This window comes from Pseudomonadota bacterium (assembly GCA_039196715.1).
Classification (GTDB): Bacteria; Pseudomonadota; Gammaproteobacteria; order CALCKW01; family CALCKW01; genus CALCKW01.
Window position 1 is genome coordinate 1 of record JBCCUP010000053.1, and the last position, 22,012, is coordinate 22,012.

The following is a 22,012-nucleotide window of genomic DNA, read 5'->3' on the forward strand; positions in this document are numbered from 1 at the left end:
CAGCGGTAGCCAGGAGATGCACAGATGACCGACAATACCGGGCTCGGCGCCGGACGCTTGTGCTGCATCGCCTCGCCCCCATCTCAGGGGACAACGAACAACTGAGACAACCCATGGCTGAATCGCCCCATATCGTAGAAGTTAACGAACAAAATTTCATGCAGGTTGTGGTCGAGGGATCACTGACCCAGCCCGTGCTGGTCGACTTCTGGGCAGACTGGTGTGAGCCCTGCAAACAGGTCATGCCGGCGCTTGAGAAGCTTGCCGACGAAGGCCAGGGCGCCTTCGTCCTGGCCAAGTGCAACGCTGACGAAAACCAGAACATCTGCGCCCAGATCGGCATCCGAAGCCTGCCAACCGGGCTGTTGTTCTCGCAGGGTCAGCCGGTCGATCAGTTCATGGGTGCCCAGCCCGAGGGCGAGCTGCGGGCCATGCTCGAGCGGCACATCAGCTTCCCACCCGCAGCCGAACGCCCAGTCACCGAGCAGGCCGATGCCTTGTTGGCTGCAGGCGATGTTGAGGGCGCCGTCGCGCTGTTGCGAGCGGCGCAGGCCGAGGACCCCGAAAACGGCGATATCCTGGTCGCGCTCGGCCAGGCGTCAATGGTGGCCGGTGACAGTGAGACCGTCGAGACGATCCTCGCGCACCTGCCAGAGTCACACAAGGACAAGCCCGAAGTGGCGCGCCTGCGCGGCCTGATGAGTTTTGCCAACGCCGACAACCCCGAGTTGAACTTCGGCGATCTGGGGGCCGCAGTCGAGGCCGACACGGCGACCAGCGAGCAGCGCTACCAATACGCCGTGAAGCTGATGACCCGCGAGCGTTTCCAGGACGCGATGGATCAGTTTCTGGCATTGATGCTGCGCGACCGCGACTACGCCGATGACGCTGCCCGCAAGGCCCTGATTGCTGCGTTCGATGTGCTCGGACAGGACCCCCTGGTCAGCACGTATCGCCGCAAGCTCGCAAGCTACGTGCTCTGACGTCGGGGCCCCCTGCACCCTCGAGGTCGGCCAACCGGTGGTCGGCCTCAACGCCCGCGTGTCAGCGGGTTGCGTACTCCGGCTTCACCGGGCCGTTGGCCTCGAGCATCGCGATCAGGTCGGCCGCCGAGCGGAAGCCGTCAACGCGCTCGCCGTTGTCAAGGACGAGTGTGGGTGTGCCATTGACACCCACGGCACGCACCAGCCCCATGTGTGCATCGACCGGGTTTTCGCACTGCGCGGGCGGCACGGCGCCGCCGGCCTTCGCGTGGGTCAGCATGCGTTGCGGGTCGCTACTGCACCAGATGCTGATGTGGCGTTGGTGCACGTCCGACCCCAATCCGGCGCGCGCGAACAGGATGTAGTTGACCGTGACACCGGCCTGTGTGAGCTCGTCGATCTGGTTGTGAAGGCGGTTGCACCAGGGGCAGGTCACGTCGGTGAACGCCGTGATGGTGCGACCGGCCAGCGGCCCGGCCGCGTCGCCGCCGAAGGCGAGGAAGTTGTCGTTGCCGAGCTGCTCGAACAGGCCCAGCCAGCGGGGCCCGAGCAAGGCGCGCATTTCGACCTGCGTCGCTTCGGTGAGGTTGCTTTGCTGATCCAGGTCCATCAGTGCGCCGTTCAGCAGGTACCGGCCGTCTTCGCTCACATAGACCACCTGGTCGCCGCCGTAGACCACCTCGACCACGCCCGGCATCGGCGACGGTCGAACGCGTTCGATGGTGATCTGCGGGAAACGCTCCTGCAGCAGCGCGGTGGCCGTGTCGTCTTCGGCCACGGCCGGGGCAGTGAGCGCGGCCGCGCACACGGCGATCGTTGCAATAAGGCGTTTCATGGACAGGGTTCCTCGTGATACCGCTTTGAGTGCAGGCGGGCGTTTTGGTTCATGACTCACCCCCGCGGGTGGTGTGCCTGGTGAACCTGGACCAATCGCGCGCGGGCCACCTGGGTGTAGATCTGCGTGGTGGACAGGTCACTGTGTCCGAGCAACATCTGCACCGCCCTGAGGTCGGCATCGTGGTTGACCAGATGAGTGGCGAAGGCGTGGCGCAGCGTGTGCGGCGAGATGTCGCCAGGCAGGCCGGCCTGTTTCGCGTATTTCTTGATCAGGTGCCAGACGTTGTGCCGTGTCATGCCACGACCACGCACCGACACGAACACCACCTCGTCTGCGTCCGCCCGGGCCAGTTCGGGCCGAGCGCTCGACAGGTACTTCGCCAGCCACCGGTGAGCGTGCTCGCCGAGCGGCACGATGCGTTCCTTGCTGCCTTTGCCCCAGACACGCAGGAAGCCTTGAGACGGGTTGATGTTCAGCATGCCGAGCGTCACCAGCTCGGAGACCCGCAAGCCGCAGCCGTACATGACTTCGAGCATGGTTCGGTCGCGCAAGCCGAGTGCGGTGCTGGTGTCCGGTGCCTGCAACAACGCGAGCACATCCGATTCGCTCAGGCTGTGCGGCAAGCGTCGGCCGACCTTGGGCGACTGGATCAGTGACGTCGGGTCGTCATCGCGGTGACCGCCACTGACCAGGAAGCGATAGTAGCGTCGCATGGCCGAGAGCTTGCGCGCGCTGCTGCGCGCATCCAGCGCCCGTGCGAAGAGGTGTGCAAGGTAGGACTGCAGGTCGGCGGCGTCCGCGGACGGCAGTCGCCGACCCTGCGAGGCGAACCACCGCTGAGCCGTGGTGAGGTCACTGCGGTAGGCGCTCAAGGTGTTCTCGCTCAACCCGCGCTCCATCCAGAGCTGGTCGAGGAAGGCCTCGATCATGAGGTCGTCGGACGGCAGTGCCATGGGCGGGCTCGGGCGAACAGTCGGTCCTATTGTAGCTGCCGTGTGCGCCCCCTATGATGCGACGAGCTCGCCAGCCACACCGCCATGACCGACCCCTCAACCTGCACCCACCCCACGGACAACAGCCTGGCACTTGTCGAGGCCCGTGCGCGCATTGCCGAACACATCAGGCCCATCGACGGACACGAGCAACTCGCGCTCGGTGACGCGCTCGGTCGCGTACTCGCAGAGGACGCGCTCGCCCCCCTGTCGGTGCCGCAACACCGCAACTCGGCCATGGACGGATACGCGTTCCGACATGCCGACGCAGCCACCCGCGGCGCAACAACCTTGACCCTGGTCGGCCAATCGCTCGCGGGTCACCCACACGGCCAATGCGTCGAACCCGGTGGTGCGGTTCGCATCATGACCGGCGCCGTGGTACCCGACGGTCTGGACACCGTGGTGGTCCAGGAGGTCGTGGACAGGCTCGATGGCGACCGCATTCGGTTTGACGGCCAGCAGACTGCCGCTGGCGACTTCGTGCGTGGCATCGGCGACGACATTCAGCAAGGCCATTGCACCGTGTCCGAGGGCACGCGCCTCCGCGCTGCGGAACTCGGGGTGTTGGCCTCACTGGGCGTGTCACGGGTGCCGGTGTTGCGCCGACCTCGCGTCGCGGTGATGTCCACCGGAGACGAGCTGCGCTCCGCTGGCGAGCCACTCGACCCGGGCCAGATCTACGACAGCAACCGCACCACATTGACCGCCCTGCTTCGAACGCACCACGCGGAGCCGGTGGACATTGGTCAGGTGCCCGACACACCGGACGACATCCACCGCGCCCTCGATGAGGCTGCGCGCACGAGCGATGTCATCCTCTCGAGCGGCGGCGTATCGGTCGGTGTCGCCGACCACATGCGTGACGTGTTGGCACGCGAGGGCACACTCGCGTTCTGGAAAATAGCCGTCAAACCGGGACGACCTCTGGTGTTCGGCCGCTGGAAGACTGCGTGGTATTTCGGTCTGCCGGGCAACCCGGTGTCGGCGATGGTGACCTTTGATCAGCTTGTCCGGCCCGCTCTGGCACAGTTGGCCGGCGAAGCCCCGCGACCGCCCGTCCGCTTGCGCGCCAGAGTCACCGGTCGCCTGACAAAGCAGCCTGGCCGCCTGGAGTTTCAGCGTGGCACGCTGGCCAACGCCGACGACGGCAGTCTCACGGTCACTTCCACGGGCTCCCAGGATTCCCACGTGCTCACCTCGCTGACGGCCGCCGATTGCCTGATCTGCCTCCCCCGCGAGAGCAGCGGCGCGGAATCCGGCGAGTGGGTGACCGTTCTGCCCCTGCGCGATAGCTGGGGTCTGTGACGCGCACTGCAGGTGCCGAAGAAAAAAAAGGGTGGCCAATGGCCACCCCTTTTTTGAACGCTGCTGCTGTCAGGCTTTCTTCGCGCGACGCTTGCGCGCAGCAGGTGCCTTGGACAACTTGGCCGCGATGCCGGCGATGGACTTCATGCCCGCTGCCACTTTTGCAGCCTGAGCTGACGCTTTGGACGCTGCAGCCAACTCGGCCTTGAGCTTCTTGACTTCGGCTTTCAGTGCACGGATGGCAGCTTTGTCACCTGAGGCGGCAGCGGCTTTCTTGGCCGGTGCTTTTTTCGCAGGTGCCTTTTTGGCCGCAGCTTTCTTGGCGGTTGCCTTCTTCTTTGCAGCTACCTTACGAGGACGGCCGCGCGCAGCACTCGCCTTCTTTGACGCAGTTGTCTTTGCAGCAGTCTTCTTCATTCGTGCCATGTTCCTCACTCCTTGCCGCTCGTGCGGCCACTCGAAATTTTGGGGTCTTGATAGGGTTAAAATGCAATCTAGTCCCTCGACTGACCGCATTCCTCTTAATTCTGACATGAAAAATCCCACTTGCCGAATTTTTTGTAAAATTTTCTTGACAACGTCAGCGATGTTCGAGTGATGGATACGGATCACATGCGTTCAACCTATCAAAACGCAGGCCTGATGCGACGTCTGGGCGCACTGCTCTACGACGCCGGCTTGCTGTTCTCGATACTGCTGATTGCGACCGGTGTCGCAACCGCAGTGTCCGGCGGCGAACCCCCGTCGAACGCCCTGCTTCGCACGTGGCTCGTGATCGTGATCGTCGCTTTTTTCGGCGGCTTCTGGCGACGCGGTGGCCAGACACTCGGCATGCGCGCGTGGCGCGTCACCCTGTTCGCCGCCGACGGAAACGCGTTGTCGTGGCGCACCATCATTGTGCGTCTCGCGGTGGCCGGCGTGTCGATCGCCTGCCTGGGTGCCGGTTTCTGGTGGGCGCTCATCGACGCGCAGAAACGCACGTGGCACGACATCGCGAGCAACACGGTGTTGCGCTACCTGCCGCCAGCGAACGACGCGTAGCCGAAGACGCCCGCTACGTGACCGCGTTGTCGATGCGTCGCAACATCACCGTTGCAAACACCGCAAAGAGGCAGAGCGTTGCCATGGCATTGAACGACGCGGGTGTGCCGCTGATCTGGCCGACGTTCACGATCACGTTGTTCAGCAGCATGTAACCCAGCCCCGCCAGGCTCGCGAGAAACACGCGTTGACCCACGCTGGTGTCACGCGCACTGCCGAACACCATCGGCACGGCCAAAAGCAACATCACCACCACCGAGAGGGGACCGGACACCTTGCGCCACAGCGCGTGCGTCAGCGCCGAGTCCTGCAAGCCGTTTGCCTCCAGGTAGCGGATGTTGTCCTGGAGATCGCGAAACGCCAACCAGCGTGCATCGACCGTGAGGGTCGACAACACGGAGATGTCAAACAGAGCATCGAGTTGCTCGGAGGCCTGGCGCGATTGCGCTATTCGGGTCTGTTGCGGCTCAATCAACTGCACGTCGAACAGGCTCCATGCGACGCCGTCATAGACCGCACGCGAGGCCAGCCGGATCGTCCGAAGGTCCCCGTCTTCGACGTCGTAGACCGAGACATCACGCAATGTGTTCGCATCGATGACACCGCCGACCCGGATGAACCGCGAACCATCGCGCACCCAAAAACCCGCGCCGATCTGGCGCGCAACGGCGGAATCCATGTTGCCGTGTTTGATCCGCTGCACCTGCATGGCCGAGCCGGGCACACCGAACTCGCCGAGCACCACCAGAACCAGCGCCACGGGCACGCCGGCGTGCAACACCGAGAGGAAGATGCGCCATATGGACGCACCGGACGCCCGCGCGACCACCAACTCGTTGTGCATCGCCAGGGTGCCCAGACCGACCACGCCCCCGAGCAGCACGGCCACCGGCAGGTAGCGGTAGGCGGAGACCGGCATCTTCCAGGCAATCAACGCGAGGGCACGCAGGCCGTCACCGCGCTGCAACTCCCGGATGGCCGTGAACAGGGCGTCGAGTGACAACAGCACAACGAGGATCACCAGCGTGCTGAACAACACATTGCGTGCGACGTAGCGATCGAAGATCGTCATGTCAGCGCCACCCGCCGCTCGGATCGCCAACCGATCTGACCGCGCCAGTAGAAGAGCCAGAGCGCAATCGCGATCGGGATCACGTGGACCCACCACATCGCGAACACCTCGGGCAGTGCGCCTTCGGCCATCTGGCGGCGAAAGACAACCAGCGCGTTGGCGTAGAGGATGTACAGCAGCAAGCCATACAGGACGTTCCCGAAACGCCCCTGCCGGGGTTTGGCGTGACTGAGGGCAACAGCCAGCACCGTCAGCGCCAGCACCGAGAGCGGCATCGCGAGCCGCCAGTGCAATTCACTGCGGGCCGCCGCTGCGGTGTCTCGCCAGAGACGCAAGGTCGGCACGCCCGCCACATCGAGCGAACCGCCGCGCGCGCCGGTGTTCGGCAAGCGCACACCGTGTTTCTCGAAGCGCGTGAGCGCCAACCCTTCGCTGTCGTATTCGAGCCGCTCGCCGTCGACGAGCACCAGGAATTCGGCGCCACTGTCTTCGTCGCGCTGGTACTCCGCAAACCGGGACACTTCGACCGCCCAACCCGATTCGCGCCACGGCGTCTGAAGGAACACCGCACTGATGCGCCGTCCGCCCTCGGCCACCTGCTCGGAATAGAAGGTTGCGCCACCGGGCCCGATGTCGGCGAAGGTGCCGGGTTGGAGAAACGCAAGCGGCGATTGCTCGGCCACCGATTGGGTGAGTGTTTCCTGCAACCGGATGCTCCAGGGCGTCAACCACACCGACAACACAGTCGAGAGCAGTGAAAACACCACGGCAATCAGCAGCGCCGGTCGACACAACCGTGCTAACCCGATGCCACAGGCGTTCATCGCCGTGACCTCACCGTCTCGCGTCAGGCGACCGAGTCCGATCATCACGCCGAGAAACACACCGAGAGACAGGACAATGCCCAACAGGCCGATGATGTTCACGCCCACCAGGCTCAGCACCGTGGACAGCGGCAGACCGTCCTCGACCACGTCGTCGAGCACCTGGCTGAGCGCCTGCACTGCCATGATCAACACCAGCACGAGCGTGACCGCGAACGCGCTGCTGGCCAGTTCGCGGGCGACATAACGGTCTATAAGTTTCATACGGCGTGACGCGCAGTCCCGGTCGTGGCTCGTGCTGGCCAGTGGTCCAACTATGATAGATTCTCGCGCGCCCGCAAACAGCCGACGCCGCGCACACACGCCCCTGTTCGCAGACCCCTGCTGGAGAGACACCATGCGCCTGACGACCCGCCACGCGGATCCGACCACCGTTTCAACCGGCGCCCTGCTGCTGCCAATCCAGTCTGGCGACACACTGCCCCACGCCAGTGCGCTTGTCGACCGCGCAGCCGGTGGTGCGTTGAGCGCGTGCATACGCGCCGGCGACCTGCCCGCTGCAGCGGGATCGACAGTGTGTCTGCGCAACCTGACCGGCGTCAAAGCCGAGCGGGTGGTGCTGGTCAGATCGGCGGCAGCCGACGCCGGGTACGGCGCGGTCGAACAGGGCTTGTACAACGCATTCCAGGCGCTCGGGAAAACCGCCGCGCGCGACGCTGTCAGCTACCTCGCCACCGTCGAACACGAGCGACTGTCAGCCGCCGACCGCGCCCACATCGAGGTGTGCGCGCTGCACGACGCGGCCTACCGCTTCACGGCGCACAAAAGTACGACGTTGCCCGCGGCGACGCTGACCCGCATCAGTCTGGCGGGCACCGAGCGCGCGCACCGCGACGCCATCAAACGGTCGGTTTCGGACGCGACTGCGCTCTGCTCCGGCGTCGCGCTGGCGCGCGACCTCGGCAACACGCCCCCCAATGTCTGCACACCCGACTACCTCGCCGGGCGCGCACGTGCCATGGCGAAGGCGCACACGTCGCTGCAGGTGACCGTGCTGAACGAGACCCGCATGAAAAAACTCGGCATGGGCGCCCTGCTCGCCGTGGCGCGCGGTTCGCGAAACCCGCCGAGGCTCATCGCGCTCTCGCACAACGGCGGAGCCAAGGGCGAGAAGCCTGTGGTGCTGGTGGGCAAGGGTGTGACCTTCGACACCGGCGGCATCAGCATCAAACCGTCGGCTGCGATGGACGAAATGAAGTTCGACATGTGCGGTGCTGCGGCGGTCTTTGGTGTCGTTCAGGCGGCCGCAGCGATGAAGCTCAAGTGCAACCTCGTGGGCGTGGTCGGCGCGGTCGAGAACATGCCCGACGGCGACGCCTACCGGCCCGGCGACATCCTCACAAGCCTCTCGGGTAAAACGATCGAGGTACTCAACACGGACGCAGAGGGGCGGTTGGTGCTGGCGGACGCATTGACCTGGGCAGCGCGCTTCAAACCCGCCACGATGATCGACATCGCCACCTTGACCGGGGCCTGTGTGGTGGCGCTGGGCCGACACGCGAGCGCCGTGATGGGCGACGACGTGCTTTGCACCGAGCTCGTGCTGGCTGGACAGGCGAGCGGCGATCGGGCGTGGCAACTGCCGCTGTGGGACGACTACAAGCAGCAGCTCGAAAGCCTCGCGGCCGATTTTGCCAACATCGGTGGCAGTCCGGGCGGTGCGATCACTGCGGGCGCGTTCCTGTCGCACTTCGCCGAAGGCCAAACGTGGGCGCACATCGACATCGCCGGCACGGCGTGGCCCCACCGGGGCAAAAAATGGGCGAGCGGTCGCCCGGTTCGCCTGCTCTGTCGCTACTTGCAAAACCACTGCGCCGGGGGCGTGGCATGACCCGAATCGAGTTCCATGTGGTCGCCTGCGGCGACGCATCGGCCAGGCTGCACTACGCGCGCGACTGGCTGGGGGCGCTCGGACCCGGCGCGCGCGCACACGTGTGCTGTGACCCTGACGCGCAGCGTGAGCTCCGCGAGACACTCGCGCCTCAGCACCCGCAGGTAACCGTGCTGGACGCCGGGTCGGCCGTGCCACGCCCCGACACGCGCACCGTGCTGATCAACCTCGCGACCGACGTGCCGGCCTTTTTCAGCCGCTACCGTTGTACCCTCGATATCGCCGACAAACGCGGCGCGTCGGTCGAAGCGGATCGATCGCGCTACCGGTTCTACCGCGACCGGGGCTACCCGATCACCTTGCACCAGATCGACGCACTGGAGGTCGCATGACCGACCCTAAGGACACACCCATCCTGGATGACATCGTCAAGCGCGGCGACGAAGACCTGATCAAAGCCGCCCGTCTGGAGCGCGAAATCTTCGACGAACTGAACCGCATGGCGCCGCGCGACACACCGGCCCCGACACGCGCTGAGGCCGAGGCTACCGATGCGAACCCGGCATCCCCGATCGAGCACGAGGTCGAGCGTATCGTCCGGCACCACAGCGACGCCATGCGCCGCGAGCTGCTCACGCTGCTGCGCCAGCGCGGCGACTGAGTCCCGCGCGCCCGCTCACGGCGCCGACTCAAGGCCGCAGACGGTGTGGCCGATAACAGCGACGAGACCGATTCGCAGCAGACCGTCATGTTTCGCACTACCGTCCTGGCCATCCTGGCGTCCTTTGCATTCGCCTTCGCACAGCCCGTTGCCGCGGAGGATCCACCTGCCGAGTCTGCGCCAGCGGGCAAGCCGATCTTCGTCAGCATGGTGCCGCATTTCACCGTGAACCTCGGGATCTCACGTTTCCTCAACCTCACCGCGGAGACCCACGTGGGCGACGAGGACACCAAGGAGTCGCTGACCGAGCACATGCCGGCGGTGCGACACACCATCCTGATGATGCTCGCCGACCTCAAGCCCGAAGACCTGGCAACCGCTCGCCAGAAAGAAATCGTCCGCCGTGATCTGAGCCGCGCAATTCGAAAGACGCTGCGCGACCTGGGCGGCGAGAACAACATCAAGGGCTTCTACATCACCAGCATGGTGATTCAGTAGGCCGACGGGGTCCACGCGACCCCAGCACACAGTCCAGAGTCGCGTTCAGGTAAACTGGTGAATTAACCAGTGTGACGCCCTGCCCGAGTGCCATGGACAAGACCTACCAACCCGCAGACATTGAATCCGACCTCTACGCCCAGTGGGAAAAACAGGGCTACTTCGTCGGCTCCCGTGCGCCCGAGTCCACGCCGTATTGCATCATGATCCCGCCGCCGAACGTCACCGGCAGCCTGCACATGGGCCACGCCTTTCAGCACACCATCATGGACACGCTGATCCGCTATCGGCGCATGCGCGGGGACGACGCGCGCTGGGTTGTCGGCACGGACCACGCGGGCATTGCGACGCAAATGCTGGTCGAGCGCAAGATTGCCAACGAGGACGGACTGACCCGCCACGACCTCGGGCGCGACGCGTTCATCGAGAAGGTCTGGGACTGGAAGGCGGCATCGGGCGGCAGCATCACAGCGCAGATGCGTCGGCTGGGCAACAGCGTCGACTGGGACAACGAACGCTTCACCATGGACGAAGGCTTTTACAAGGCCGTCCAGGAAGCCTTCATCACGCTCTACGACGACGGCTTGATCTACCGTGGCAAGCGTCTTGTCAACTGGGACCCGAAACTGCACACGGCCATCTCAGACCTCGAAGTCGAGAACAAGGACACGACAGGCTCGCTCTGGCACCTCCTTTACCCGCTTGCAGACGGCGCCACGACAGACGATGGCAAGGACCATCTCGTTGTCGCCACCACCCGACCCGAAACGCTGCTCGGTGACACCGGCGTCGCGGTCAACCCGGCGGACCCGCGCTACCAGTCCGTGATCGGCAAGTGCGTGGTGCTGCCGCTGGTCGGCCGCCGCATTCCGATCGTGGCGGACGAGCACGCCGACATGGAAAAGGGCACGGGCGCGGTGAAGATCACGCCGGCACACGATTTCAACGACTACGCGGTCGGACAGCGGCACGCACTCGCGATGATCAACGTGTTCACCGCCGACGCGCACATCCGCGACACCGCCGAGGTGTTCGACCACGCGGGCGGACCGTCCGATGCCCACGACAGCACGCTGCCCGCGGCCTACGCCGGGCTCGAGCGCTACGCGGCCCGCAAGGCCATGGTTGCCGACCTCGACGCTGCGGGCCTGCTCGACAGTGTCGAGAAGCACAGCCTGGTGGTGCCCTACGGCGACCGAGGGGGTGTGCCGATCGAGCCGATGCTGACCGACCAGTGGTATGTCGACGCGAAAAGACTTGCCGGACCCGCGATCGCTGCAGTCGAGAACGGCGACATCGAATTCGTGCCGAAGAGCTATGAAAACATGTACTTTGCCTGGATGCGCGACATCCAGGATTGGTGCATCTCGCGGCAATTGTGGTGGGGGCACCGCATTCCGGCCTGGTACGACGCGGAGGGCACGGTCTACGTGGGTCGCGACGAAACCAGCGTACGCGAAAAGCACGGGCTGGGCACCGACGTCGCACTGCGACAGGACGATGACGTTCTCGACACCTGGTTCAGTTCCGGGCTCTGGACCTTCGGCACACTGGGCTGGCCCGAGCAAACAACCGAACTCGAGCGTTTCCACCCGACTGACACACTGGTCACGGGCTTCGACATCATCTTCTTCTGGGTAGCGCGCATGATCATGCTGACGCTGCATCTCAGCAAACTCGGTGACGGCAGCCCGCAGGTGCCCTTCAAGACCGTGTACGTCACCGGGCTGATCCGGGACGAGCAAGGCGACAAGATGTCGAAGTCCAAGGGTAACGTGCTCGATCCGCTCGACATGATCGACGGCATTCCGCTCGACGACCTGCTGATCAAGCGCACCGGCAACATGATGCAACCGCAACTCGCCGAGAAAATTGCGAAGAACACGCGAAAGGCGTTCCCAGACGGCATTGCCGCGCACGGCACCGATGCGCTGCGCTTCACGCTTGCAGCCCTCGCGTCCACCGGACGCGACATCATCTGGGACATGAAGCGCCTCGAAGGGTATCGCAACTTCTGCAACAAACTCTGGAACGCGACGCGCTATGTCATGCAGCAGACCGAGGGCCACGACACCGGCCTCGGCGGAGACGAGATCATCCTTTCCGCCGCCGATCGCTGGATGATCTCGCGCCTGCAGCGCGCGGAACACGAGATTGCCGATCACCTCGACAACTTCCGCTTTGACCTCGCCGCACGCGCGATCTACGACCTCACCTGGAGCGATTACTGCGACTGGTATCTGGAGTTTTGCAAGCCCGTACTGCAAAACGGCAGTGAAAGCGCTGTCGAACGCGGCTGTCGCCACACACTGGTCAGTGTGCTCGAGGCCATTTTGCGATTGGCCCACCCCATCATGCCGTTCATCACCGAAGCTCTGTGGCAGCGGGTTGCCCCACTGGCTGGGCGCGCAGGTGACACCATCATGCAGCAGCCGTTTCCGCTGGCTGACCTCGAGCAGGTCGACAACGAGGCGATCGAGGAGATCGAATGGGTCCAGACAGTGATCAACGCGATTCGCCGGATCCGCTCCGAAATGGACATTGCGCCGGGCAAACCCCTGCCCGTGCTGTTGCAACACGGCAGCGACTCCGATGCCGCGCGACTGCAACGCCACCGTGGCCTGATCGACGCCATGGCGCGACTGGCGTCGATCACCTGGTTGGAGGAGAGCGACGAGGCGCCGGTGTCCGCGACCGGTCTGGTCGGCGACATGCGCGTGCTCATTCCCCTCGCCGGCCTGATTGACCGCGATGCCGAGCTGGCGCGGCTCGACAAAGCACTGAGCAAACTCGACAAGGACATTGCCGTGATCTCGGGCAAACTCGACAACGAGCGTTTTGTCGGCCGTGCGCCCGCCGAGGTGGTCGAGAAAGAACGAGGCAAACTCGCCGAGGCTGTTACTGCACGCGACTCACTGCTGCACGAGCGCAGCCGGATCGAGGCGATGTGAATTCAGTCCGGCAAAACCCACAATACCGCGCCGTAGATCATCAGGACGAAGGCCACGGTGCCAACGACACCCCCGAGCACGAAGTGCTTCCAATTGCCCTGGCTGAAATCACGTGCCCTCGCAGCGTCGCTCTGGACGCCAAAGCCGGCAGCCAACACACTGCCGAGCACCGCACGCCAGCCTGTTCCGCGTCGTGGTCTGCTCGGTGCAACGGGGTCTGGGTCGGGCGTTGTCATGCGTGAACCGCAACAGGACCGTGGGCAGGCGACTCTAGCAGAACTCGGACGCACGCAACATGCATGACGTCCGCAACGCCATCGCGCCGCTGGCCGCCGGCTACCGCGGCAGCAGCATTCTGAACCTCGCTGCGTCGATAGAGCGCGCATGCGGCGGGCAGAACCCCTTCGACGACGCACACGCGCTGGATGTCGAGCACCTCAGTGGTCGCCGTCACATCGTACTGCTGCTGCTCGATGGCCTCGGCGACGCACTGTTGAGCCGCTTCGGCAGCGCGGACGGGGTGTTGCGCCGGCACCAGATCGGCACCCTCACGAGCGTGTTTCCGACCACCACCTCGGCGGCAATTTCGACCTTGATGACCGCACACCCGCCAGCTCAGCACGGCATCATGGCGTGGCACATGCACTTGCCGCGAGGGATCTACACCACGCTGTTGGCACAGTACCGTGAAGACCAGCAGGCACCGCGACCGTCAGACCGCGCGCTTTACCACGCCGAGCCCGTCTTCGGCAGACTCGGACGCGCCACGTACCAGATCCAGCCCCGCTATCTGCTGGATTCGCCGTTCTCGCTACGCCACCGGGGCCGCGCCGCCGCCCTGCCGGCGAGCAACTTCAATGAGTTGCTCGGTCAGATCACCCACGTCACCAGCCACGCACGAGACACCTTCAGCTACGCCTACTGGCCCGAGCTGGATGCCATCGGACACAAATCAGGCGTCGCCAGCCAGGCCTGGCGTCAGGCGCTGGCGCAGGTCGAGCGCGGCATTGATCGGCTGCTGACACGGCTGGCCGGCCGGTCCGTGTCGCTGCTGATCACGGCGGACCACGGCATGGTCGACGCCGAGGGCGGTCGCTGTGAATCGATCGAGGCCGCGCCCGACCTGCTTGCGTGCCTGGAGGCACCGCTCGCGGGCGAACCGCGCGCCGCCTTCTGTCGTGTCGCCGAGGCGCAACTGGCGACCTTCGACCGGCTGTGCGCTGAGCGTTACGCCGAGTGGTTTGTGGCGGTGCCGACCCGCGAGGCATTCGAACGCGGTTTGTTCGGACCCGATCCCGTCGCCGACTTGCAATCACGCGCGGGCAACCGGATCCTGCTCATGCAGGGAAAGCGCACCCTGGTGCAGCCACTGCAAAACGAACCGCTGCCCGCCATGGTCGGCGTTCACGGCGGCTTGCACGCTGACGAAACCACTGTCCCGCTGGTCTGTATCGACACCGACTGACTCAGCGAAGGGAGATGTTCGACCGGTGTTGATGACCCCCACCAGCCACCCGCAGCACCCTTGGTCGGTGTCGACGCGCACGCTGCACGTGCCGGGCACTGCCTCGTGGCCCGTGTGCAGACGGCGGTGTCTCGCTGGCGCGGTCGCGTGCGCGTGGCTGACGTTGTGCAGCCTCGGCACCACGCTCTCGCCGTCAGTCCACGCAAGCGAAACCGCTCCGGCGGCACAACCTACCGATCTGCCGCGACCGGCTGGTATCGAGCCGTGGATCGCGTTCTGGCAGCGCATCTACGGCACGCACCACGACGGCGTCCTGACCCTGCACGACGCGCGTGACGTGAGCGTCGTCTACGCCACACTGGAAACCCCGCCCGGGCAAAGCCTGCAGGCACGGCGCGACCGCGCAGCGCCCGAGATCGCCGCGTTTCAGCAGGCGCTGCGCGACGTCGCAGCGGGCGAGACACGGCCACTGACGCCATACCACGAACGCGTGCTCTGGCTCTGGCAGGACGAGCCGGACCGCGCCGCGCTGAGCGACGCAGCCGAACACATCCGCTTTCAGGTAGGCCACGCGGGCGTGTTTCGCGAGGCCCTGCATACGGCGCGCCTCTGGCGCCCCTGGATCAACCGAGTGCTGGATGCGCACGGCTTGCCACGCGGCCTCGGTGCGATTCCGTTTGTTGAAACCTTCTTCCGCAATGAAGTGGCCCCGGACTCTGGCGCACGCGGGATCTGGCAGTTCACGGAGGCTGCTGGCCGCCGTGATCTGCACATCGGCAGCGACCTCGACGAGCGCATGAGTTACTACAAGTCAACCTTGGCTGCAGCGCGACTGCTGTCGCACAAATTCGCCATCACACGCCGGTGGCCACTCGCCGTGACGGCCTACAACCACGGCACCCGCGGGGTGGTGCGTGCCGTGCGCGAGCTGAAGACGCGCGATCTCGGGGTGATCGCCCGCCAGTACACGGGGCCGGACTTCGGATTCGCGTCGCGCAACTTCTACGCCCAGGTGCTCGCCGCCGTCCATGTCGAAGCCAACCGAGCCCACTACTTCGGCGCGTTGCCTCCGGCGGACACGAAACCCACCCGCTTCGCCTTGCAACTGCGCCAAGCGCTGAGCCTCAGCGAGATTTCCGTTGCCCAAAACGTGAGCGTGGCAGGCTTGCGCGCCGCGAACCCCGATATTCTCGCACCGGGCTACGCAGCTGGGAAACGCCTCCCCCGCGGCTTCACGGTGTGGGTCAATTGCGTCTCCGATTGCCCGTCACCGGTCGCTAACCTGCCGGCGAAACCGGTTGCAACGCTCGCCCGATACACGGTGCGCCCCGGGGACACCCTGAGCCACATCGCGCTGCGCGTGGGTGCAAGCGTGGCAGAAATTGCGCGCGAGAACGCACTCGATCCGAGCGCCGCGCTACGCATCGGCTCCGAACTCCGTGTCCCTGGCGCACCCGAGGCGTCCGACTACCTGGTGTTTCCACCCGAGCTGACACTCGACGCCGCCTACGACGGCACCACGGTCCGCCCCCAACCGCTTCGTCGACTGCACCCGGGCTTGCGCGACGGCAGCCGTGTGCTGATCGACGATCTGCGCGCCAACCGCCCGACCCGGCCGGACTCTGGCGAGACCGTGGTCGTGCCGGACAGCACGGTGTACGACCTCGCCCCGGACGGCACACTCGCGTTGTTGCACGGTGAATCGACCGGTCTGGTTGCCCGCTGGCTCGACATGGACACCGCCTCGCTCCACCGTCTCAACGGGCTCGCCGACAACGCCGTACTCGACGTCGGCCACGCGCTGACCCTGTCATTCGAACACGTACCTGCCGCCGAGGTCGTGCGGCGCCGGCTTCGTTACCACCGCGATCGACAGTACGCCTGGTACCAGACGTGGCAGATCGACGGTACCATCACGCACCGCATCGACGTCGGTGACCGCCTCTGGCAACTCGCCGAACGGGACTACAATGTCCCGCAGTGGCTGGTGTTGGAGTACAACCCGACACTCGACTTCAATCGATTGCGGCCTGGGCAACGCTTGCGGTTGCCACGGGTCGAGGAGCGCCCCACGACACAGCATGAACAGTCTTCGCAGTGACGTGACCGCACTGGTGCTCGCCGGCGGACGCGGCAGCCGCATGGGCGGCATCGACAAGGGCTGGGCGCCCTACCGGGGCGTCCCGCTGATCACCCACGTGTTGTCCCGGCTCGTGCCGCAGGTCTCGGCGGTGTTGGTGAACGCCAACCGCAGCGTGTCCCGCTACCAACGCCTCGGCTGGCCGGTGCTGCACGACGCCGACCCGACGGCCTTCGATGGCCCGCTGGCAGGCATGCTCGCCGGCTTGCGCGCCTGCGAGACGCCCTGGCTGCTCACGGCCCCGTGCGACTCGCCGTTTGTGCCGACCGACTACGCTGGCCGAATGGTGTCGGCTGCAGAGGACGCGGGCGCCTCCGTCGCGATGGCCAGCGACGGCGATCGGCACCAGCCGGTGTTCTGCCTGCTGCACCGCGATCGGGTTCACAGTCTCACGGCCTACCTCGCGAACGGCGACCGAAAAATCGACCTCTGGACCCGGGCCGAAGGGGCGATCGAGGTCGTTTTTCGGTCCGAAACGGCGTTTCGGAACTTCAATACGGCCTCCGAATTGCGTGACGACGACACGCCGTGACGCGTTTCGGCCTGGCACACTGCTTTCCCGGGCAGTGGCGCTAACCCGCCTGTTGCCGCTCCAGTACCGTCGCCAAACTGCGGCCTTTCCGCCGCCCCAGTGATGAGGACCTCACCATGACGCTCGATCTCAACGATGTCATCGCCAAAGACAAGGCCAACGTGTGGCACCACCTGACACCGCACAAGCCCTTCGCCGGCGACAAGAACCCGATGGTGATGGTCGAGGGCAAGGGGATGCAGGTCTGGGATGCGACCGGAAAGGAATTCACCGACGCGGTGTCGGGCGGTGTCTGGACGGTGAACGTCGGCTACGGCCGCGAGCGGATTGCCAACGCCGTGCGCGACCAGCTGGTGAAGATGAACTACTTCGCCGGCGCCATGGGCAGCGTGCCGGGTGCGCTGTTCGCCGAGAAGCTGATCGATAAGATGCCGGGCATGTCGCGCGTCTACTACGCCAACTCCGGCTCGGAGGCCAACGAAAAGGGGTTCAAGATTGCGCGCCAGATTGCGCACATGCGCAGCGGCGGCAAGAAGCACAAGATCATCTACCGCGACCGCGACTACCACGGCACGACCATCAGCACCCTCAGTGCCTGCGGGCAGGAAGAGCGCAAGATGCAGTACGGCCCGTTCACGCCGGGCTTCGTCGAGATGCCGCACTGCCTTGAGTACCGCTCGCAGTGGGGCGACGTCAGCGACTACGGTGAGCGCGCCGCCAACGAGCTCGAGCGCATCATTCTCGAAGAGGGGCCGGACACGGTCGGCTCGGTGTGCCTCGAGCCCATCACCGCAGGCGGCGGCGCGATTGTGCCGCCAGAGGGCTACTGGCCGCGCATTCAGGAAATCTGCAAGAAGTACGACGTGCTGCTGCACATCGACGAAGTGGTCTGCGGCGTCGGTCGCACCGGCACCTGGTTCGGCTACCAGCACTACGGCATTCAGCCCGACATCGTGACCATGGCCAAGGGTGTGGCGAGCGGCTACGCTGCGATTGCATGCACCGTGACCACCGAAGAGGTCTTCCAGGCCTTCAACAACGACGATGACCGCATGGGCTACTTCCGCGACATCAGTACCTTCGGCGGCTGCACGGCGGGCCCCGCGGCCGCGCTCGAGAACATGGCGATCATCGAGGAAGAAGGCCTGCTCGAGAACACGGTCACGCAGGGCAACTACCTCATGGAGAGCCTGCGCGAGCTGCAGAACAAACACCCGATCATCGGCGAAGTCCGGGGCAAGGGTTTGTTTGCCGGTATCGAACTGGTCAAGGACCGCAGCAGCAAAGAGCCGGTGCACGAGTCCATTCCGGTGGCCGTTGCCGCCCACACACTGCAAAACGGCGTGATGATCGGACGGACCAACCGCAGTTTCGAGAAGTACAACAACTGCCTGTGCTTGAGCCCGGCACTGATCGCCACCAGAGACGACATCGACAACATTGTCTCGGCGATCGACAATGCGCTCGAGGCGCACGGCGCGCTCTGACCCGGGCGCCAGCGCACGGCGCACCCGCCCCGCGCGCTGAAAACGGGTGACGCCGACAGTACGCGACAGGCCGCGTGCAGCGGCCTTGCCACATTCCAGACCGTCGAACGGGTGCGCTCGCACCTGGGCGTGCGTCAGGGCCACAGACCGTGCCTGTGACGTCAACTCGACCGCGGTGTGGACAAGCAAGCAGGTGCGACGTCGGCGTCACCTCGATCGCATCATCGACGCCTCACACCGAACATTCTGCGCTCAATTGCGAGCGAATGTGGCAGCGCGATCCGGTGGGTCGACGTGGTAACGCGCCAGGTCTGCCGGTACGCCACCCCGCGTAACAGCATCCCGTGACAACCCCAGGACACGCGACCCGGACGCCTGGCTGTCGCGACGCCTGATTCGAGGGCAGTCCCACCAACGGTGCACTCGAACATAAAACGGCACCCGGTACCCTCGGGGGGCGCGGAACCCTTGAGGCAACACGACGCGGTTTTCCGCAGACCAGTGTCGGTGGTGAGCGAACGGGAAAACACCGTTGCTCGGACACGCAATGACCGCGGTCGCCAGAGGAAGCAGCAGTCTGTGTGTCTGCGCCTTGCACTGGCCATAGACGGGTCGGCCCGCTCGCAAACACGTTGGTCAACCGTGTCCATGGCATGGCGGTTGGAATAGTCAGACGTAACCTCGACCAGAACCCGTCGAGCGGCATCCGCACCGTTTGCGGGTCTGTGCCGACGAAAACCCTGTGTTGCAGTATGGGTACGGTCACGTTGATGAGATCCGGTCACACCAACGCCTTCTGGCGCCCGACGTCGTTCGCCTCCACAACGAGAGCGTCAGCGCCCTCACCTGATTTGGTAGCGGAAGGTGGCTGCCCATCTCGCCGGAATGCCGGTGCGATTGGCAGCAGTTCTCGAGCCTCGCCTGCACAACGGCTCGTTGAGGTAGCTCATGTTATGCGCTCGACAAGGCAATAGTATAAAGCCGCAGTCTTCAACTTCGGTACCTCACAATCAGCTGGTCACACGCTGACGGGCTACACAATACACGCCTGCCACGGGCAGCCGGTTGTTGCCCAGTCGCCTACGCCACGCTTGAAAATCTCTGCCAAGACCTGTCCAATACCAACGCTGGAGCGGTTTGCCGACGAGTCGTAGACAGGAGCAAGTGCATGGCGTGGATGATTGCGGGCTTGTGGTTGTGGTCCTCTGTCCACTTCGTTCCTGCAGTGGCGCCAAATGTGAAATCAGCTTGGAAGGAAAAGCTGGGCGTAGGCGGGTACGTTGGCACCTTCTCGTTGCTGATCTTTCTGTCGATTTTCCTGATGGTCATGGGTTGGAAAACAACGCAACCCATGCACCTCTACAACTCACCGGGGTTCGCGCGGCACCTGGCCATGCTGCTGGTGCTTTTCGGCTTTGTGTTCATCGTCGCCGGCCGCTACCCGTCCCGCATCCGGCAGCGCATACGCAACCCCATGCTCATCGGCTTCAAGGCCTGGGCGGTAGCACACCTCTTGGCCAACGGCGACAGCCGCTCGTTGATGCTGTTCGGCACTCTGCTGATATGGGCCGTGATCTCCGTGATCACGATCAACCGCCGCGATGGCAAGACGCCGCGGCAGGAGACCGTGGTCAGCCTACCGGCCGACCTCGCCCTGATGGGGCTGAGCGTTGTGGTCTATATCGTCATCGCGCTCTACGCGCACCCCTGGCTGAGCGGCGTTGCGCTGATGTGAGTGACCCGCCCTCTCAGGCCAACCGCTCAGGCAAGGGGCACTCGTCCATCTGGGCTGTCAGTCGGTGTGCGAGTGTCAGCGTGAGCTCGGCCCGCGTGCCGGCGTGTGACACACTGTCCCAGAGGTTGTGCGTTTCCCTCGGGTCGTTTTGCAGGTCGTAGAGCTCGCCCCAATCCTGGTCGCGGTAGAGCGACAGGCGCCAGTCCGGGGTGATCAGGCTGCGCACCCGAGCCGGTGACTCAAAGCCGAATTTTGCCGCCCCGTCGTTGAATTCGACCAGAGTGTCGGTTCGGACCGCGTCGCCGCCGCGTGCAACCGAGAGCTGGCTGAGCCCCTGGATGCCGTAGTACGGCGTCAGCCCAGCCCGGTCCAACACGGTCGCGCCGATGTCGACAGTCGACGCCATGGCCGCCGTCTGCCGTGGTGTGGGGTCTGCGGGGTCCGACCAGATGAACGGCACGCGGTTGACCGAGCGCAGCGGCAGAAGCCCCTTCAGGATCAGGTTGAAATCGCCGAGGTAATCGCCGTGGTCCGCGTTGAAACAGACCACCGTGTTGTCGGCGTGACCGACCGCTTCGAGGGCCGCCATGACCCGGCCGACCTGGTCGTCGATGCAGCTGATCATGCCCGCGGTCAGGGCGCGGACCTCGCTCACGTGCCGATCCGAGACCCGGGTTGCAGTCTGTGCCGTCACGGGCTTGCCGCCCTGTCGGTACGCGTCATCCAGCCACCGCATCGGCGGCGTCGGGTTGCGGTGCGCCTCGAACGGCAGGTCGACCGGAAAGTCGGCCGGATCGTACTGATCCCAATAGGCACCGGGCGGATTGAAGGGGTGGTGCGGGTCGGGAAAGGACACGAACGCGAAGAACGGCGTGTCATCCCCGCTGCGCGAGTCCAGGTAATCGACAGCACGGTCCGCAACCCAGGTGGTGGGGTAGAGCGATTCGGGAATCGGTGTCCGATAGGCCTGAGGTGCGCTGTAGTCGTGGGGCAGCTCGTTCGCGGGGTCGTGCAGCGCCTGCCAGTCCGGTGCCGTGGCCCTGAACCATTGCTGGTAATGGCCGCCACAGCGGTCGCCGTGGTCCGTCACCATATCCACGTGCTGAAACCCGTAATACGGCGTCGCGACGGGTTGGTGCTCGGATCCACTGTACCGACCGGGCTCCTCGTTGCCGTAGTCGCCGCGTTGTGGCTGCCAGGCTTCCAGAATCAGCCGATCGCCGGTGACCGGTGACCGGAGCGGCGGCGTGTCCAGAAAGGGCTGCAGGTGGCTCTTGCCGATCGATGCCGTGTGGTACCCGGCCGCGGCAAGCACGTCGACGAAGGTGTTGGCGTGCAACGGCAGCCGGGCACCGTTGCAGCGCAAGCCGTGCACGCTCGGGTACCGGCCGGTCATCAACGACGCACGGTTCGGCATGCACACGGGTGCGGCCACGTAGCAGTTGTCAAAGCGCGTGCCCCGCGCTGCGAGGGCATCGATGTGCGGTGTGCGCAACACCGGATGGCCGTAGCACCCCAGCCAGTCGGCCCGTTGCTGGTCGGTGATGAAAAACAGAAAATTCGGCCGTCTCGGCATGCGCTTCGCCCCGGAAAA

The 22,012-nt window shown here is 65.0% G+C and carries 20 protein-coding genes; 13 read left to right on the forward strand and 7 right to left on the reverse strand.

The window, feature by feature from the left end:
* Positions 1–113: 113 nt before the first annotated feature.
* Positions 114–983, forward strand: coding sequence for a tetratricopeptide repeat protein (locus AAGA11_16070; GenBank protein MEM9604384.1), 870 nt, complete (start codon positions 114–116; stop codon positions 981–983).
* 61 nt (positions 984–1,044) lie between these two features.
* Here AAGA11_16070 and AAGA11_16075 read toward each other — a convergent pair whose 3' ends face one another.
* Both AAGA11_16075 and xerD read right to left on the reverse strand, forming a co-directional pair.
* The gene (locus AAGA11_16075) at positions 1,045–1,818 is read right to left on the reverse strand and encodes a DsbC family protein (protein ID MEM9604385.1); all 774 of its coding nucleotides are present in this window, start codon (positions 1,816–1,818) and stop codon (positions 1,045–1,047) included.
* Positions 1,819–1,874: 56 nt separating this feature from the next.
* Positions 1,875–2,774, reverse strand: a complete 900-nt coding sequence (gene xerD, locus AAGA11_16080) for a site-specific tyrosine recombinase XerD (GenBank protein ID MEM9604386.1) — start codon at positions 2,772–2,774, stop codon at positions 1,875–1,877.
* An 84-nt stretch (positions 2,775–2,858) separates the two neighbouring features.
* On the opposite strand from xerD, the gene glp reads away from it, so the two are divergent.
* On the forward strand, positions 2,859–4,121 hold the full coding sequence (gene glp / locus AAGA11_16085; protein ID MEM9604387.1) for a gephyrin-like molybdotransferase Glp: 1,263 nt from the start codon (positions 2,859–2,861) through the stop codon (positions 4,119–4,121).
* 69 nt (positions 4,122–4,190) lie between these two features.
* Here glp and AAGA11_16090 read toward each other — a convergent pair whose 3' ends face one another.
* A complete protein-coding gene (locus AAGA11_16090; GenBank protein MEM9604388.1) occupies positions 4,191–4,547 on the reverse strand; it encodes a hypothetical protein in 357 nt (118 codons plus the stop codon).
* 186 nt (positions 4,548–4,733) lie between these two features.
* Between AAGA11_16090 and AAGA11_16095 the strand changes: the two genes are divergently transcribed.
* Complete coding sequence (locus AAGA11_16095) at positions 4,734–5,162, forward strand: RDD family protein (protein MEM9604389.1); 429 nt, start codon at positions 4,734–4,736, stop codon at positions 5,160–5,162.
* Between the two features lie 13 nt (positions 5,163–5,175).
* Here AAGA11_16095 and lptG read toward each other — a convergent pair whose 3' ends face one another.
* Both lptG and lptF read right to left on the reverse strand, forming a co-directional pair.
* Entirely contained in the window at positions 5,176–6,234 is a 1,059-nt protein-coding gene (gene lptG, locus AAGA11_16100) for an LPS export ABC transporter permease LptG (GenBank protein MEM9604390.1), read from the reverse strand.
* Positions 6,231–7,322, reverse strand: a complete 1,092-nt coding sequence (lptF, locus tag AAGA11_16105; protein ID MEM9604391.1) for an LPS export ABC transporter permease LptF — start codon at positions 7,320–7,322, stop codon at positions 6,231–6,233. Before lptF ends, lptG begins: the two co-directional genes overlap by 4 nt.
* Positions 7,323–7,455: 133 nt before the next feature.
* Between lptF and AAGA11_16110 the strand changes: the two genes are divergently transcribed.
* The 5 genes from AAGA11_16110 to AAGA11_16130 all read left to right on the forward strand — a co-directional run bounded on the left by AAGA11_16110 (position 7,456) and on the right by AAGA11_16130 (position 13,059).
* Positions 7,456–8,949 (forward strand): leucyl aminopeptidase, encoded by a 1,494-nt coding sequence (locus AAGA11_16110; GenBank protein MEM9604392.1) that lies wholly within the window; start codon positions 7,456–7,458, stop codon positions 8,947–8,949.
* Positions 8,946–9,341 (forward strand): DNA polymerase III subunit chi, encoded by a 396-nt coding sequence (locus tag AAGA11_16115; protein MEM9604393.1) that lies wholly within the window; start codon positions 8,946–8,948, stop codon positions 9,339–9,341. The genes AAGA11_16110 and AAGA11_16115 overlap by 4 nt, the downstream gene beginning before the upstream one ends.
* A complete protein-coding gene (locus tag AAGA11_16120) occupies positions 9,338–9,610 on the forward strand; it encodes a hypothetical protein (GenBank protein MEM9604394.1) in 273 nt (90 codons plus the stop codon). Before AAGA11_16115 ends, AAGA11_16120 begins: the two co-directional genes overlap by 4 nt.
* Before the next feature lie 87 nt (positions 9,611–9,697).
* On the forward strand, positions 9,698–10,108 hold the full coding sequence (locus AAGA11_16125; protein ID MEM9604395.1) for a flagellar basal body-associated FliL family protein: 411 nt from the start codon (positions 9,698–9,700) through the stop codon (positions 10,106–10,108).
* A gap of 92 nt (positions 10,109–10,200) precedes the next feature.
* Positions 10,201–13,059, forward strand: coding sequence for a valine--tRNA ligase (locus AAGA11_16130; GenBank protein ID MEM9604396.1), 2,859 nt, complete (start codon positions 10,201–10,203; stop codon positions 13,057–13,059).
* A 2-nt stretch (positions 13,060–13,061) separates the two neighbouring features.
* On the opposite strand, the gene AAGA11_16135 is transcribed toward AAGA11_16130, so the two are convergent.
* The gene (locus AAGA11_16135; GenBank protein MEM9604397.1) at positions 13,062–13,295 is read right to left on the reverse strand and encodes a DUF2970 domain-containing protein; all 234 of its coding nucleotides are present in this window, start codon (positions 13,293–13,295) and stop codon (positions 13,062–13,064) included.
* 59 nt (positions 13,296–13,354) lie between these two features.
* Between AAGA11_16135 and AAGA11_16140 the strand changes: the two genes are divergently transcribed.
* From AAGA11_16140 to AAGA11_16160, 5 genes are all read left to right on the forward strand, one after another.
* Positions 13,355–14,524 (forward strand): alkaline phosphatase family protein, encoded by a 1,170-nt coding sequence (locus tag AAGA11_16140; protein ID MEM9604398.1) that lies wholly within the window; start codon positions 13,355–13,357, stop codon positions 14,522–14,524.
* Positions 14,525–14,555: 31 nt separating this feature from the next.
* Positions 14,556–16,625 (forward strand): LysM peptidoglycan-binding domain-containing protein, encoded by a 2,070-nt coding sequence (locus AAGA11_16145; GenBank protein MEM9604399.1) that lies wholly within the window; start codon positions 14,556–14,558, stop codon positions 16,623–16,625.
* Positions 16,606–17,196, forward strand: coding sequence for a molybdenum cofactor guanylyltransferase MobA (mobA, locus tag AAGA11_16150; protein MEM9604400.1), 591 nt, complete (start codon positions 16,606–16,608; stop codon positions 17,194–17,196). Before AAGA11_16145 ends, mobA begins: the two co-directional genes overlap by 20 nt.
* Positions 17,197–17,312: 116 nt before the next feature.
* A complete protein-coding gene (locus AAGA11_16155) occupies positions 17,313–18,683 on the forward strand; it encodes an aminotransferase class III-fold pyridoxal phosphate-dependent enzyme (GenBank protein ID MEM9604401.1) in 1,371 nt (456 codons plus the stop codon).
* Positions 18,684–19,860: 1,177 nt separating this feature from the next.
* On the forward strand, positions 19,861–20,418 hold the full coding sequence (locus tag AAGA11_16160; protein ID MEM9604402.1) for an NnrU family protein: 558 nt from the start codon (positions 19,861–19,863) through the stop codon (positions 20,416–20,418).
* A 13-nt stretch (positions 20,419–20,431) separates the two neighbouring features.
* On the opposite strand, the gene AAGA11_16165 is transcribed toward AAGA11_16160, so the two are convergent.
* Entirely contained in the window at positions 20,432–21,994 is a 1,563-nt protein-coding gene (locus AAGA11_16165; protein MEM9604403.1) for a sulfatase-like hydrolase/transferase, read from the reverse strand.
* Positions 21,995–22,012: the final 18 nt, after the last annotated feature.